Origin of the sequence: Streptomyces sp. QH1-20 (genome assembly GCF_041283565.1) — a bacterium.
Classification (GTDB): Bacteria; Actinomycetota; Actinomycetes; order Streptomycetales; family Streptomycetaceae; genus Streptomyces; species Streptomyces syringius.
Window position 1 is genome coordinate 6,899,386 of record NZ_CP166299.1, and the last position, 13,719, is coordinate 6,913,104.

Consider the following 13,719-nt stretch of genomic DNA (forward strand, 5'->3'; position numbering starts at 1 on the left):
CCGCTATGCGGACAATCCGGGCGCCGACGGCAGCTCCGCGAGGGTCGGGTACGACGGCTGCGCACCGGCCTTGGTGACGGACGCGGCACCGACCCGCACCGCGAACCGCGCGGCCGCGGCCAGCGGGGTGCCGGCCGCGAGCCGCACCGCCAGCGCCCCGGTGAACGCGTCCCCGGCACCCGTGGTGTCCACGGCCTTGACCGCGGCCCCCGGCACCGTCACCGGCTCCGCGTCCGCGTAGTCCAGCGCGAGCGCGCCGTCACCGCCCAGCGTGACCACGACCGACCGGGCGCCCCGGTCCCGCAGCGCGCGGGCCCACTCGGCGGGGGTGCCGTCCGTGAGCCCGGACAACTGCCGCGCCTCGTGCTCGTTGACCACCAACGGGTCCGCCGCGGCCAGGAGTTCGGGCTCCAGCCGGTCCGGGGTGGGGGAGGGGTTGAGCACGACCCGGGTGCCGGTCTCCCGCGCGACGGCGACAGCCGCCCGTACGGTCGCGGGCGGGATCTCCAACTGGAGCGAGAGGACCGCCGACGCCGCGACCGTCTCCCGCGCCGAGGTGACGTCCTTGGGGGTGAGCCGGTCGTTGGCGCCGGGGGAGACCACGATGGAATTGTCCCCGTCCGGGCCCACCACGATCAGCGCGGTACCCGTCCGCGCGCCCGCCTCGACCAGCACGTGCCGCACCTCGGTACCGGCCTCCCGCTGGGCGGCCAGCAGCAGTTCGCCGTAGGCGTCGTCACCGATCCTCGCCAGCAACGCCGTCCGGGCGCCGAGCCGGGCCGCCGCCGCGGCCTGATTGGCCCCCTTGCCGCCCGCCGACTCGACCAGATCCGTGCCGTGCACGGTCTCGCCCGCCCCCGGCCGCCGGTCCACCCGGACCGTCAGATCCGCGTTGGCCGAACCGATCACCAACACGTCGTACGTCCGCGTGCCGGCGGACTCCGTACCGCTCACCGTCATCCTCCTGCCGTTTCCGTTGTCGTACACCGTCTCATCAGTCGAACTCCGCCGCGTTCTCCCGCGTCACGAGGACCACGGGCACCTTCACCAGGCGCGGCAGCCGCTCGCCCTCGGCGGCCCGCACCGCCCAGTGGACCGCCTGCCGGCCCAGCAGCCGCGGCTGCTGGGCCACCGTCGCCGTCAGGGTCCCGCCGCGCACACCCTTGATCCCGTCCGGCGTGCCGTCGAAGGCGACGACCTTCACCCCCTTGCCCGCCGCGGAGCCGAGCGCCTTGGCCGCGCCCAGCGCCATCTCGTCGTTGGCGGCGAACACCCCGGTGATGCCGCGGTGCGCCTGGAGCATGTTGGCCATCACGTCCATGCCCTTGGCGCGGTCGAAGTCGGCGGGCTGCCGGGCGACGACCTCGATGCCCGGGAACGCCTTGATGCCCTCCTCGAAGCCCCTGCCGCGCTCACGGGCGGCGGACGTACCGGGCCGGCCCTCGAGGAAGGCCACCTTCCCCTTGCCGCCGAGCGACGCGGCGAGCGTCCTCGCGGCCAGCCGCCCGCCCGCGACGTTGTCGGAGGCGATCGTGCAGCCGACCCGGCCGCCGTTCACCCCGCGGTCGATGGAGATCACCGGCACGTCCGCCCGGTTCGCCACACCCACCGCGGGTACCGCCGCGTCGGAGTCGACCGGGTTGATGATGGCCGCCTTGACGTTCTGGCTGGTGAACGTCTCCATCTGATTGACCTGCTGCATCGGGTCGTTCTGCGCGTCCGTCGTGTTGATCTTCAGGCCGCGCGCATCGGCCTCCGCCTCCGCACCTTTCTTGATGCCGACGAAGAAGGGGTTGTTCATCGTCGAGAGCGCGAGCCCCAGGTCCGTGTTGCCGCCCCGGTCGCAGCCGGACAGCACCATCGACCCCGCCAGCACCGCCACCGCGGCGAGGACGCCCGTGCGCCCCCTCATCGGGCGCTCCGGCGGCGCAGGGTGTCCAGGAGCACGGCCAGCGCGATGACGAGCCCCGTGGCCACCTGCTGCCAGAAGGCGGAGACGCTCAGCAGATTGAGACCGTTGCGCAGCACCGCGAGGATCAGTGCCCCGATCAGCGTGCCGGACGCCTTGCCGGAGCCGCCCGACAGACTCGCCCCGCCGATCACGACCGCGGCGATGGCGTCCAGTTCATAGCCCGCCGCGGCCTGCGGCTGGGCCGACGTCAGCCGGGCGGCCAGCACGATGCCCGCCACGGCGGCGAACAGCCCGGAGAGGGCGTAGATGACGAGCTTGCGGCGCTTGACATCGATCCCCGACAGCCGGGCCGCCTCCTCGTTGCCGCCGATCGCGAACATCGCCCGGCCGGTGTACGTACGCGCCAGGACCAGCGCCGCGATCAGCCCCATCACCACCATGACCAGCACCGGTACCGGCAGCCAGCCGCCGAGGGTGTCACCGAGCCGGCCGACCGAGGAGGGGAAGGCGATCGGCGAACCACCGGAGATCACCAGTGCCAGACCGCGGCCGATCGAGAGCATCGCCAGCGTGGCGATGAAGGCCGGCAGCCGCCCGTACGCGACCAGGGCGCCGGAGACCAGTCCGGCCCCCGCGCCGACGCCGAGACCGAGGAGCACGGCCAGCCACACGGGCAGGCCCTCGGAGGTGGCGGCCCACGCGACGACGGTCGCCGACAGCGCGGCCACCGACCCCACGGACAGATCGATGCCCGCCGACACGATCACGAACGTCACACCGAAGGCCAATATCGCGGTCACCGACGCCTGGACGCCGACGTTCAGCAGATTCTGACCGTTCAGGAAGTCCCGGGACAGCACCGCCATCACCACGACCAGGGCGATCAGACCGCCCAGCGGGCCGTTGCGCAGCACCGCCCTCGTGAACCACTGCCCGGACACACTCCCGGGCGCCCGCAGCACCTCAGCCGACATCGGAGCCCTCCATCGCGCTCTCGTCACACTTCTTCGTCTCCGTGGCCGACCGCACGGCCAGTTCCATGACGGCGTCCTGGGTGGCCGCCTCGCCGGACAGCTCGCCCACCAGCCGGCCCTGCGCCATCACCAGCACGCGGTCGCTCATCCCGAGCACCTCGGGCAGATCGCTGGAGATCATCAGCACCGCGCAGCCCGCCGCCGTCAGCTCGTTGACGAGCCGGTAGATCTCGACCTTGGCGCCGACGTCGACGCCGCGCGTCGGCTCGTCGAGGATCAGCAGCCGGGCCCCGGCCAGCAGCCACTTGCCGATGACGATCTTCTGCTGGTTGCCGCCGGACAGCGTGCGCGCCGACTGCTCCAGCCCGCTCATCCGCACCTTCAGCCGCGCCGCGACCTCCGCCGCCGCGCGGCGCTGACCGCGCCGGTCGACCAGCCCGCCCCGGGTGTCCCGCTCCAGCCGGGCCAAAGTGAGGTTGTCCCGCAGCGACGCGTCCAACAACAGCCCCTGGCCCTTGCGGTCCTCGGGCACGAGCCCGACGCCCGCCCGCATCGCGGCCCGCACATCCCCCGGGGGCAGCACCCGGCCGTCCACCTCGACGGAACCGGCGTCGTACCGGTCGACGCCGAACAGCGCCCGCGCCACCTCGGTGCGCCCCGCGCCGACCAGCCCGGCCAGCCCGACCACCTCCCCCGCCCGGACCTCGAAGCCGACGTCCCGGAAGACGGCGCCCTGCCTGCCGCCGCCGCGCGTCAGCCCGCGCACCCGCAGCAGGGGCGCGCCCGGCCGCTCGGGCCGCTGCCGGGGGTACTGCTCGGCGATGTCCCGGCCGACCATCAGCCGGATCAGCTCGTCCTCGTCGGTCCTCGCGGGCACCTCGGTCACCGAACGGCCGTCCCGCAGGACGGTGACCCGGTCGCCCAGGGCGGCGATCTCCTCCAGATGGTGTGTGATGAAGAGGATCCCGACGCCGCTCGCGCGCAGTTCGCGGACGATCCCGAACAGCGTCGCCACCTCCTCGGAGGTGAGCACCGCCGTCGGCTCGTCCATGATCAGAACGCGTGCGTCCAGACTCAGGGCCTTGGCGATCTCCACCATCTGCAACCGGGCGATGCCGAGTTCGGCCACCGGTGTGGCGGGGGAGACATCCAGGCGGACCCGCCGCAGCAGCTCCGCGGCCCGGGCGCGCATGGCGTGCTTGTCGACCAGACGGAGGGAGGTGCGTGGCTGCCGCCCCAGGAAGATGTTCTCGGCCACCGTGAGACCGGGGACGAGATTGAACTCCTGGTGGATGGTGGCGATGCCCAGGCGCTCGGCGTCCTGGGCGGAGCGGATGGCCACCTCCTGCCCGTCCACCAGGACACGGCCCCCGTCGGGGCGGTGCGCGCCGGAGAGCATCTTGATGAGCGTGCTCTTGCCCGCCCCGTTCTCCCCGAGCAGGACGTGCACCTCGCCCGCGCGCAGGCTCAGGTCCACGCCGTCCAGCGCGCGGACCCCGGGGAAGGACTTGGTGACTCCTTCCACCCGTAGCAGTTCGCGGCCGCCCGGTACGTCGTCGTTGACGCCGGTCATGCGCTGCCCCTCTCGATCGTCGGTGGGTCGGTCCTTCTAATGGGACGGTCCTGGGGTGGCGCTCTCGCCGCACGAGCGGCGGACGACGAGCCGCGCGGGCAGCAGCACCGACTCGGCCGGGCGGCCGTCGATCCGCTCCAGCAGGGCGTGCACCGCGGCCCGGCCGAGGTCGCGGGTCGGCTGGGCGATGGCGGTGAGCGGCGGGTCGGTGTGCGCGAACCACGCCACGTCGTCGAAGGCCACCAGCGCCACGTCGGCCGGGACCCGCAGGCCCCGCGCCCGCACCTCGTCCAGGGCGCCCAGCGCCATCAGATTGTCGGTGGCCAGCACGGCGTCCGGCGGCTGCGGCAGATCCAGCAGTTCCCGCATCACCCGCCGCCCCCCGCCGGGGCCGAGGTCGGGCGAGGAGCCGATCCGCTCGGCGGGCAGCGCGATGCCGTGCGCGGCGAGGGCCGTACGGAACAGCTCCAGGCGCTCGTCGCCGATGGGCGTCCCCGCGGGCGCGACGATCACGGCGGGCCGGTGCCTGCCCAGCGCGGCGAGATGCGCGGCGAGGTCGGTGAGGGCCGCGCCGCCGGCCGCCCGCACGCACGGGGCGTCGATCCCCGGGACCGTGCGGTCGAGGAGCACCAGCGGGGTGTCGGAGGCGACGACCTCACCGAGCATCGCGGACCCGGTGCCGGCGGAGCTGACCAGCAACCCGTCGATCCGGCGGTCCAGCAGGGTGCGGATGTAGTCGTCCTGCTGCTCCGGGCTCTCGCCCGCGTTGCCGATGATCAGGCTGTACCCCAGTCGCCGGGCCTCCTGCTCCACGGCGTCGGCCAGCTCGGTGAAGAACGGATTCCGCAGATCGCTGATGACCAGCCCGAGCGTGCGGGTGCGGGCGGTGCGCAGCGACCGGGCGACCACGTTGGGGCGGTAGCCGAGCTCGTCGACGGCGGCCAGTACGCGCTCGCGGGTTTCGGCCACGGGGGAGCGGCCGTTGAGGACTCGGGAGACGGTGGCCACCGATACACCGGCCCGTTCGGCCACGTCCTTGATGTTCGCCATGAGGCCTCCGACCGCGGGTGTAATCGATTTCGTACCGGCGTGACGGGGACAGGTAATCGATTACACGGTCATGGCGTCAAGATCTCGCCAAGGTGACGCGCGGCACAGCCGCCTGGCCGGAACGGTGCCCGTGCCGCGCGGGGTTCAGCGCGACCAGGACCAGTCGGCGACCTCCGGCAGGTCCACCCCGTGCTCGCGGATCCACGCGTGATGGCGGGTACGGACATCGGCCATGGTCTGCCGCACGGACGCCGCCCGGACCCCCAGACCGGGGACCCGGTCGATGACGTCCATGACGAGGCGGTAGCGGTCGAGGTCGTTGCGGACGACCATGTCGAAGGGCGTGGTCGTCGCGCCCCTCTCCTTGTAGCCGCGTACATGCAGATGGGCATGGCCGGTGCGGCGGTAGGTGAGGCGGTGGATCAGCCACGGGTAGCCGTGGTACGCGAAGATGACCGGCTTGTCGGGGGTGAACAGCGCGTCGTACTCCGCGTCGGTCATGCCGTGCGGGTGTTCCCCGTGCGCCAGCAGCCGGGTCATGTCGACGACGTTGACGACGCGTACGGTCAGCTCGGGCAGGTGGCGGCGGATCAGGTCGGCGGCGGCCAGCGTCTCCTGGGTGGGGACGTCGCCCGCGCAGCCGAGCACGACGTCCGGTTCCCGCTCGCCGGTCTCGGTGCCAGCCCAGTCCCACACCCCGGCGCCCCGCGCGCAATGGGCGCGGGCCTCGTCCATCCCGAGCCAGTCGAAGCAGGGCTGCTTGCCCGCGACGATGACGTTCACGTAGTCGCGGCTGCGCAGGGCGTGATCGGCCACGGACAGCAGGGTGTTGGCGTCCGGCGGCAGATACACCCGCACGACCTCGGGGGACTTGTTGAGGACGTGGTCGACGAAGCCGGGGTCCTGGTGGGAGAAGCCGTTGTGGTCCTGGCGCCAGACGTGCGAGGTGAGCAGGTAGTTGAGGGAGGCCACCGGGCGGCGCCAGGGCAGCGCGCGGGAGGTCCGCAGCCACTTGATGTGCTGGTTGACCATGGAGTCGACGATGTGGACGAACGCCTCGTAGCACGAGAACAACCCGTGCCGGCCCGTCAGCAGATACCCCTCCAGCCAGCCCTGGCAGAGGTGCTCGGAGAGCACCTCCATCACCCGGCCGTCGTGGGCGAGGTGTTCGTCGGTGTCGAGGGTGAGGGCCTGCCACGCCTTGCCGGTGGCGGCGTAGAGCGCCTCCAGCCGGTTGGAGTCGGTCTCGTCCGGGCCGACCACCCGGAAGTTCCGGCTCCCGGCGGTGTCGGCCATGATCTGGGCGAGGAACCGGCCGAGCACACGGGTGGGTTCGTGGAGCGCCGCCCCGGGCTTGTCGACGGGGACGGCGAAGTGCTCCAGCGGCGGGATCGGCAGGGACCGCAGCAGCAGGCCGCCGTTGGCGTGCGGGTTGGCCCCCAGCCGCCGGTCGCCCTCCGGACAGCAGGCCAGCACCTCCGGACGGGGCTCGCCGTCCTCGTCGAAGAGCTCCTCCGGCCGGTACGAGCGCAGCCAGTCCTCGAGTTGGCGCAGGTGCTCGGGGTTGTCGCGGACTCCGGAGAGGGGGACCTGGTGGGAGCGCCAGGTGCCCTCGACGGGCAGGCCGTCGACCTCGGCCGGGCCCGTCCAGCCCTTGGGGGTGCGCAGCACGATCATCGGCCAGTGCGGCCGGTCGGTGACGCCCTCCTCGCGGGCGACGCGCTGGGCGGTGGCGATGTGGTCCAGCGCCCGGTCCATGGCGTGCGCCATCGCCCGGTGCACCTGCGCCGGGTCGTCGCCGCCCGTCACGTAGAGGGGCTCGTGGCCGTAGCCGCGCAGCAGCCTGTCCAGCTCCTCGTCGGGGAGCCGGGCCAGCAGGGTGGGATTGGCGATCTTGTAACCGTTGAGATGCAGGATCGGCAGGACCGCACCGTCGTGGACGGGGTCGAGGAACTTGTTCGCGTGCCAGGACGTGGCGAGCGGCCCGGTCTCGGCCTCGCCGTCGCCGACGACGCAGGCGACCAGCAGGCCGGGGTTGTCCAGGGCGGCACCGTAGGCGTGGGCGAGGGAGTAGCCCAGCTCGCCGCCCTCGTGGATCGATCCGGGCGTCTCCGGGGCCACATGGCTCGGGACCCCGCCGGGGAAGGAGAACTGCCGGAAGAGCTGCTCCATGCCCGCCGCGTCCCGGCTCACGTCCGGATAGACCTCGCGGTAGCTGCCCTCCAGCCAGGAGTTGGCGAGCACGGCCGGCCCGCCGTGCCCCGGCCCCCAGACGCAGATCGCGTCGAGGTCCCGTGCCTTGACGACACGGTTGAGGTGGGTGTGTACGAGGTTGAGGCCGGGGGACGTCCCCCAGTGCCCCAGCAGCCGGGGCTTGATGTGCTCCGGCTCCAGTGGCACCGCCAGCAGCGGGTTGCTCAACAGATAGATCTGGCCGACCGACAGGTAGTTGGCCGCGCGCCAGTGGGCGTCCAGGGCCGCGAGGTCGCGGTCGGTGAGTTCGTGGGCACCCGGCTCGGGGGAGTGGGCAAAGGGCTGGGCGTGCGGGGCCACGGGGATCTCCTCGGTGATGGCCGGACGGAGCTGCTGCCGCTGCCGCGAGTACCCCGGTCCTGGGCCGGGAAACGGCCGCTGCACGGCTGCGGGGGAACGTGAGGGCCTTTCTCCGTCGACGCCCTCACTCCCTGTGATGGGGCACTTGCGTCGAGTCGCGTGTTCGGCCCGTGCGCGGCATGCTGAGAGCCGTGGCCGACTCCGGCCGCCCCGGCCCCGGCGCCGATCCGTTCACGGGTACGCGAGGGTGGCGGCCGGGCGGACGGCGTTCCGGCCGGCACTCCTGTCGCACGAGCGAGGGGATCACTGTGACCATGGCCGAGACGACGTCCCCCCGGTGTGTGCGCGACGCACCCGACACGGCAGCCCTCTTCCTGCGGATGGCGGCCCTCCCTGACGGGCCCGAGCGTGACCGGCTGCGGCAGGAGGTGATCGCCGCGTGGCTGCCGATGGCCGAGCGCATCAGCCGGCGGTTCCGCGCCAGCGGGGAGAGTGCGGCGGACCTCCGGCAGGTGGCGGCCCTGGCGCTGGTCAACGCCGTGGACCGGTTCGATCCGGAGCTGGGGTTCGCTTTCGAGTCCTTCGCCGTCCCCACCATCAACGGCGAACTCAAACGGCACGTCCGCGACCATGTGTGGTCCCTGCGCATCCCGCGCCGGGACCAGGAACTCCGCTCCGCCGTCCGCTCCGCCCAGGGGCGGCTGGAACAGCGCGGCGCCGGGGGCCGGTTCACCCTCGCCGAGCTGGCCGTGGAGGCCGGGCTGACGGAGGAGGAGGTGCGGCGCGGGCTCGACGCCGACGGTGTGCACCGCACGCTGTCGCTGGACCAGCCGTCGGCCGGGCTGGGGGAGCTGCCGCTCGCCGACACCCTCGGCCGCGCCGACCGCACCCTGGACCTGGTCATCGACCGCCAGTCGCTCAGGCCCCTGCTGGACGCGCTGCCCGAACGGGAGAAGACCGTCCTGTACTGGCGGTTCTTCGCGGGCCTCACCCAGAAACAGATCGGCGCCCGGCTGGGCGTCTCCCAGATGCAGATCTCCCGCATCCTCAGCCGCACCTGCGCCCGGCTGCGCGAGCAGCTGCTCGCGCCGGTGTGAGGTCCGCGCCGGCGGTCACCCGGTGGTGACCTGGCACGTCATGGGCCCGCCCGTCCACCGTCGAAGGGATCCCCCTCATGCTGATGGCTCACCCGGCGGTTCTGCGCGATCTGCTCGACCGGTACGAAAGCCTGCGGGCCGTCGCGGGTGAGCGGGTCGTCCGCGCCCAGATCTACCGGCGGCTCCAGGACACCGCCTACACCTTGTGTGTCACCACCGGCACCCGCGACATCGATGCCGCCCTGCGCGCCGCGCGGTCGCGCGTGGCGCAGTACCCGGCGGCGGAGGCCGTCGCCGTCTGATCGCCCCTCCCCCTACAACGACAGGCCAGGCGCATCATCATGACGTCACGCCACACACATCTGACCCCCGACCTGCCCCCGACCGTGGAGGTACCCGATCTCCCCGGCGCCCCGCACCCCCATGACCCCCGCACCGACCACGGCGAGCGCGAGCCGCACCGGGAGGAGCCGCCCGACGGCTCGCCCACCCGGCGCGCACCCGCCGACTGACCCGGCGGTGCGTCCGGACATGGCAGTGGCGTCCACCATGAGGAACATGGTGGACGCCACGGACGCGCGAGTAAGGGCTCCGGCGGCTGACTGTGGCTCCCTGCCCCACGCGGGCTGCGCGGACGCGGTCTGCTGCCCGCGTCTTAAGGGAGGGCTCAGTGGTGGCCGTTGTGCCCGTTGTGGCCCTTGTGGCCGTTGTGCCCGTCGTGACCCTTGTGGTCCCCGTGGTCGCCATCGGCGTTGACGCAGGTGTTGCCGAAGGTCGGGTTCAGCAGACCGACGATGTCAATGGTGTTGCCGCAGAGGTTGATCGGGATGTGCAGCGGCACCTGAATGACGTTGCCGGAGATGATGCCGGGCGAACCCACGGCCGCACCCTTGGCGCCGGAGTCGGCGACGGCGATCCCCGCCGCACCCGAGAGGGCGGTGCCGGCGGCGACGGTCAGGATGGCTGCCTTGGCGATACGCGACATGACTAAACCTTTCTAAGGGGCGTTGAGCGGCAATTGTTACCGCCGGAATGGCCGCAGTTGAGCCAATTTAGGTTCCAGCGGTCATGATTAACCCGGAAAGGCCAATAAGTCGTATGAAATACAGGGTGGGGTATTTCTCCGCATTTCTTCGCTGTTTCTCGGCTGGCGCAGTGCGTTTTCGCGTTTTCCGCCTTATTCCTCGGCCTCCGTCGGCCATTCCCTCGTCCCGGGTCGGCGCCCCGGGGGTGATCACCGACGTCCCTCCGCCGCGCGCGGATCTGTGACCTGCGTCACTGATCGTGGCCGCCCGTCCTTCCGGCGCACCCCCCTGCCGCTTTGCCGGGGGCATGCTCTAAGGTGCGCGTTTGGCGTGGCCGCCCCTGTCTACGTACAGTTCTTCGAAGCTTCAATTGATCAGACGAACTGGGAAACGACAGCGCCGATGACGGTCACAGAAGAAAGCCGCGACGGTGCGGGTCGCCAGTCCGGTGAATCCGGTATCGATCCGGAGCGCATGGCGATGTGCCTGAGCGTGCTCGAGGAGCTCGACGCACTGCCCGTCGACCACCCCGACGCGATCGAGATCCGACGGGCCACCGCGGGTATCTACCGGACCGTCAAGCAGCGCCGCCGCCAGGAGCGCCGGGCCGCCAAGACCGCCAACGACCGGGCCGTGACCGAGGCCACCGCCACCGGTGCCGCCGACCGCATCGACGACGAGACCCGCGGCATACCCCTGGCCGCCACGTCCACCGCCCAGATCGTCGGCATCCTGGAGCGCCCCCGCTCCTGCTACATCTGCAAGACCCGGTACACCGAGGTCGACGCCTTCTACCACCAGCTGTGCCAGCCCTGCGCCGCGGAGAACCGCGCCCGCCGGGACGCCCGCACGGACCTGACCGGCAAGCGCGCGCTGCTCACCGGCGGCCGGGCGAAGATCGGTATGTACATCGCGCTGCGGCTGCTGCGCGACGGTGCGCACACCACCATCACCACGCGTTTCCCCAACGACGCCATCCGGCGCTTCAAGGCCATGCCGGACAGCGCGGACTGGCTGCACCGCCTCAAGATCGTCGGCATCGACCTGCGCGACCCCGCCCAGGTCGTCGCCCTGGCCGACTCCGTCGCCGCCGAGGGCCCGCTCGACATCCTGATCAACAACGCGGCCCAGACCGTGCGCCGCAGCCCCTCCGCCTACCGCGAGCTGGTCAGCGCCGAGTCCGCGCCGCTGCCCGCCGGTGAGCTGCCCGCCTCGGTCGTCTTCGGCGCCTTCGGCAGCGGCGCCCAGGCCGCCCTGCCGGCCCCGGCCGGCAGCCGGCACGACGAGCTGACCCCCCAGGCCCTCACCGACCTGGCCCTGACCAGCGGCTCCGCCTCCCTCGCCCGGGTCGAGGCGGGCACCGCGATCGACGCGGGCGGGCTCGTCCCCGACCTGGACGCCACGAACACCTGGGTCCAGACGGTGAGCGAGGTCGACCCCGTCGAGCTCCTCGAAGTGCAGCTGTGCAATGTGACCGCGCCGTTCGTGCTGGTCAGCCGACTGCGCCCGGCCATGGCCGCGTCCGCCGCACGCCGTAAGTACGTGGTGAACGTCTCCGCCATGGAGGGCGTCTTCAGCCGCGGTTACAAGGGCGCCGGCCACCCGCACACCAACATGGCCAAGGCCGCCCTGAACATGCTCACCCGCACCAGCGCCCAGGAGATGCTGGAGACCGACGGCATCCTGATGACCGCCGTCGACACCGGCTGGATCACCGACGAGCGCCCGCACCCCGACAAGGTGCGTCTGGCCGAGGAGGGCTTCCACGCCCCCCTGGACCTCGTCGACGGCGCGGCCCGGGTCTACGACCCGATCGTCCGCGGCGAGCAGGGCGAGGACCTCTACGGCTGCTTCCTCAAGGACTACGCCCCCGCCAACTGGTGACGGACGCCGCGGCGGCACCCGTACGGGAGCCGCCGCACCCCCTAAAGGACCAGTCCCGCCTGGCGCGAGGTGTGCCGGGCGGGAGACCGTGGATCCCATGGGCACCACAGGGAACGACCAGGACCGGATCCGGGACGACCACGGGAGCACGGAGAAGCCGGCGCCCCGCGTCCTCGTCGCCGGGGCCACGGGCTACATCGGGGGCCGGCTGGTCCCCGGACTGCTCGACGCCGGCTACCGGGTGCGCTGCCTCGCGCGCGACCCGCGGAGGCTGCGCGACCAGCCCTGGGCCGGCCGGGTCGAGACGGCCAAGGCCGATGTGACCCGCCCGGACACCCTCCCCGACGCCTTCGCCGGCGTGGACGTCCTCTACTACCTCGTGCACGCGCTGGGCACCGGAGCGGACTTCGAGGAGACCGACCGGCGGGCGGCGTTCGCCGTCGGGCGCGCCGCCAAGGCCGCCGGGGTGCGACGCATCGTCTACCTCGGCGGACTCTCCCCCCGCCAGGTGCCCGAGCGGCTGCTCTCACCCCACCTGCGCTCCCGCGCCGAGGTCGGACGGATCCTCCTCGACAGCGGGGTTCCCACGGCACAGCTGCGCGCCGCGGTGATCATCGGATCCGGCTCCGCCTCCTTCGAGATGCTCCGCTACCTCACCGAGCGGCTCCCGGTGATGGTCACCCCGAGCTGGGTGAACACCCGCATCCAGCCCATCGCCGTCCGCGACGTGCTGCGCTGCCTCGTGGCGGCGGCAGGGCTGCCCGACGACGTCAGCCGCAGCTTCGACATCGGCGGCCCCGACATCCTCACCTACCGCCGGATGATGGACCGCTACGCGGCCGTCGCCCGGCTTCCCCGGCGGCTCGTCCTGCCCGTGCCGGTGCTCACCCCAGCCCTGTCCAGCCTCTGGGTCGGCCTGGTCACCCCCGTCCCCAGCGGCATCGCGCGTCCCCTGGTGGAGTCGCTGCGGCACGAGGTGGTCTGCCGCGAGCACGACTTCGCCCGCTACGCTCCGGACCCGCCCGAGGGCCTGATCGGCTTCGACGAGGCCGTGCGGCTGGCCCTCAGGCGCGTACGGGACGCCGACGTCGCCACCCGCTGGTCCTCCGCGTCCCTGCCCGGCGCCCCCAGCGACCCGCTGCCCTCCGACCCCGACTGGTCGGGCGGCAGCCTCTACGAGGACCGTCGCGAGGTGTCCGTCGACGCCGGGCCGAAGGCGCTCTGGCGGGTCGTCGAGGGCATCGGCGGGGAGAACGGCTGGTACTCCTTCCCCCTCGCCTGGTCCCTGCGCGGCCTCCTCGACCGGCTCGTCGGCGGCGTCGGCCTGCGCCGAGGCCGCCGGGACCCGCACGCGCTGCGCGTCGGCGACTCCCTCGACTTCTGGCGCGTCGAGGAGATCGAACCGGGCCGGCTGCTGCGGCTGCGCGCCGAGATGCGGCTGCCGGGCCGCGCCTGGCTGGAGCTGACCGTCACCCCCGACGGGGCGTCCCGCGCGACGTACCGCCAGCGGGCGCTGTTCCGCCCGCACGGGCTGGCCGGCCACGCGTACTGGTGGTCCGTGGCCCCGTTCCACGCCATCGTCTTCGGCGGCATGGCCCGCAACATCGCGCACCGGGCGCGGACGTACCAGGGGCCTTAGGCCGTGTCCGGC

At 72.7% G+C, this 13,719-nt stretch carries 10 protein-coding genes and 1 pseudogene; 5 read left to right on the top strand and 6 right to left on the bottom strand.

The window, feature by feature from the left end:
- Positions 1-3 precede the first annotated feature (3 nt).
- The 5 genes and pseudogenes from AB8O64_RS31085 to AB8O64_RS31105 form a co-directional block, all read right to left on the bottom strand.
- Positions 4-960: a ribokinase gene (locus AB8O64_RS31085; protein WP_370424024.1), complete on the bottom strand. Its 957-nt coding sequence runs from the start codon at positions 958-960 to the stop codon at positions 4-6.
- Between the two features lie 34 nt (positions 961-994).
- Positions 995-2,886, bottom strand: a pseudogene (locus tag AB8O64_RS31090) (substrate-binding domain-containing protein).
- Positions 2,876-4,459, bottom strand: a complete 1,584-nt coding sequence (locus AB8O64_RS31095) for a sugar ABC transporter ATP-binding protein (protein ID WP_370422815.1) — start codon at positions 4,457-4,459, stop codon at positions 2,876-2,878. Before AB8O64_RS31095 ends, AB8O64_RS31090 begins: the two are co-directional and overlap by 11 nt.
- A 36-nt stretch (positions 4,460-4,495) precedes the next feature.
- Positions 4,496-5,509 carry a LacI family DNA-binding transcriptional regulator gene (locus AB8O64_RS31100; protein ID WP_370422816.1) on the bottom strand — a complete coding sequence of 338 codons (1,014 nt, stop codon included), beginning with the start codon at positions 5,507-5,509 and terminating at the stop codon, positions 4,496-4,498.
- A 144-nt stretch (positions 5,510-5,653) separates the two neighbouring features.
- Positions 5,654-7,984, bottom strand: coding sequence for a phosphoketolase (locus AB8O64_RS31105; RefSeq protein ID WP_370424025.1), 2,331 nt, complete (start codon positions 7,982-7,984; stop codon positions 5,654-5,656).
- Positions 7,985-8,376: 392 nt separating this feature from the next.
- On the opposite strand from AB8O64_RS31105, the gene AB8O64_RS31110 reads away from it, so the two are divergent.
- The 3 genes from AB8O64_RS31110 (at position 8,377) to AB8O64_RS31120 (ending at position 9,671) form a co-directional block, all read left to right on the top strand.
- A complete protein-coding gene (locus tag AB8O64_RS31110) occupies positions 8,377-9,159 on the top strand; it encodes a sigma-70 family RNA polymerase sigma factor (RefSeq protein ID WP_370422817.1) in 783 nt (260 codons plus the stop codon).
- A gap of 77 nt (positions 9,160-9,236) precedes the next feature.
- On the top strand, positions 9,237-9,461 hold the full coding sequence (locus AB8O64_RS31115; RefSeq protein ID WP_130881256.1) for a DUF5133 domain-containing protein: 225 nt from the start codon (positions 9,237-9,239) through the stop codon (positions 9,459-9,461).
- Positions 9,462-9,500: 39 nt separating this feature from the next.
- The gene (locus AB8O64_RS31120; RefSeq protein ID WP_370422819.1) at positions 9,501-9,671 is read left to right on the top strand and encodes a hypothetical protein; all 171 of its coding nucleotides are present in this window, start codon (positions 9,501-9,503) and stop codon (positions 9,669-9,671) included.
- Between the two features lie 155 nt (positions 9,672-9,826).
- Here the strand turns inward: AB8O64_RS31120 and AB8O64_RS31125 are convergent, their stop codons facing one another.
- Positions 9,827-10,144, bottom strand: a complete 318-nt coding sequence (locus tag AB8O64_RS31125) for a chaplin (RefSeq protein ID WP_370422821.1) — start codon at positions 10,142-10,144, stop codon at positions 9,827-9,829.
- 442 nt (positions 10,145-10,586) lie between these two features.
- Between AB8O64_RS31125 and AB8O64_RS31130 the strand changes: the two genes are divergently transcribed.
- Entirely contained in the window at positions 10,587-12,068 is a 1,482-nt protein-coding gene (locus AB8O64_RS31130) for an SDR family NAD(P)-dependent oxidoreductase (RefSeq protein ID WP_370422823.1), read from the top strand.
- 97 nt (positions 12,069-12,165) lie between these two features.
- Positions 12,166-13,707, top strand: coding sequence for an SDR family oxidoreductase (locus AB8O64_RS31135; protein ID WP_370422825.1), 1,542 nt, complete (start codon positions 12,166-12,168; stop codon positions 13,705-13,707).
- The last annotated feature ends 12 nt before the right edge of the window (positions 13,708-13,719 follow it).

Excerpts from the sequence above, each read along its gene's own strand:
- AB8O64_RS31085 (WP_370424024.1), bottom strand. The coding sequence starts at position 960 with ATGACGGTGAGCGGTACGGAGTCCGCCGGCACGCGGACGTACGACGTG.
- AB8O64_RS31095 (WP_370422815.1), bottom strand. The coding sequence starts at position 4,459 with ATGACCGGCGTCAACGACGACGTACCGGGCGGCCGCGAACTGCTACGG.
- AB8O64_RS31100 (WP_370422816.1), bottom strand. The coding sequence starts at position 5,509 with ATGGCGAACATCAAGGACGTGGCCGAACGGGCCGGTGTATCGGTGGCC.
- AB8O64_RS31110 (WP_370422817.1), top strand. The coding sequence starts at position 8,377 with ATGGCCGAGACGACGTCCCCCCGGTGTGTGCGCGACGCACCCGACACG.
- AB8O64_RS31115 (WP_130881256.1), top strand. The coding sequence starts at position 9,237 with ATGCTGATGGCTCACCCGGCGGTTCTGCGCGATCTGCTCGACCGGTAC.
- AB8O64_RS31120 (WP_370422819.1), top strand. The coding sequence starts at position 9,501 with ATGACGTCACGCCACACACATCTGACCCCCGACCTGCCCCCGACCGTG.
- AB8O64_RS31125 (WP_370422821.1), bottom strand. The coding sequence starts at position 10,144 with ATGTCGCGTATCGCCAAGGCAGCCATCCTGACCGTCGCCGCCGGCACC.
- AB8O64_RS31130 (WP_370422823.1), top strand. The coding sequence starts at position 10,587 with ATGACGGTCACAGAAGAAAGCCGCGACGGTGCGGGTCGCCAGTCCGGT.
- AB8O64_RS31135 (WP_370422825.1), top strand. The coding sequence starts at position 12,166 with ATGGGCACCACAGGGAACGACCAGGACCGGATCCGGGACGACCACGGG.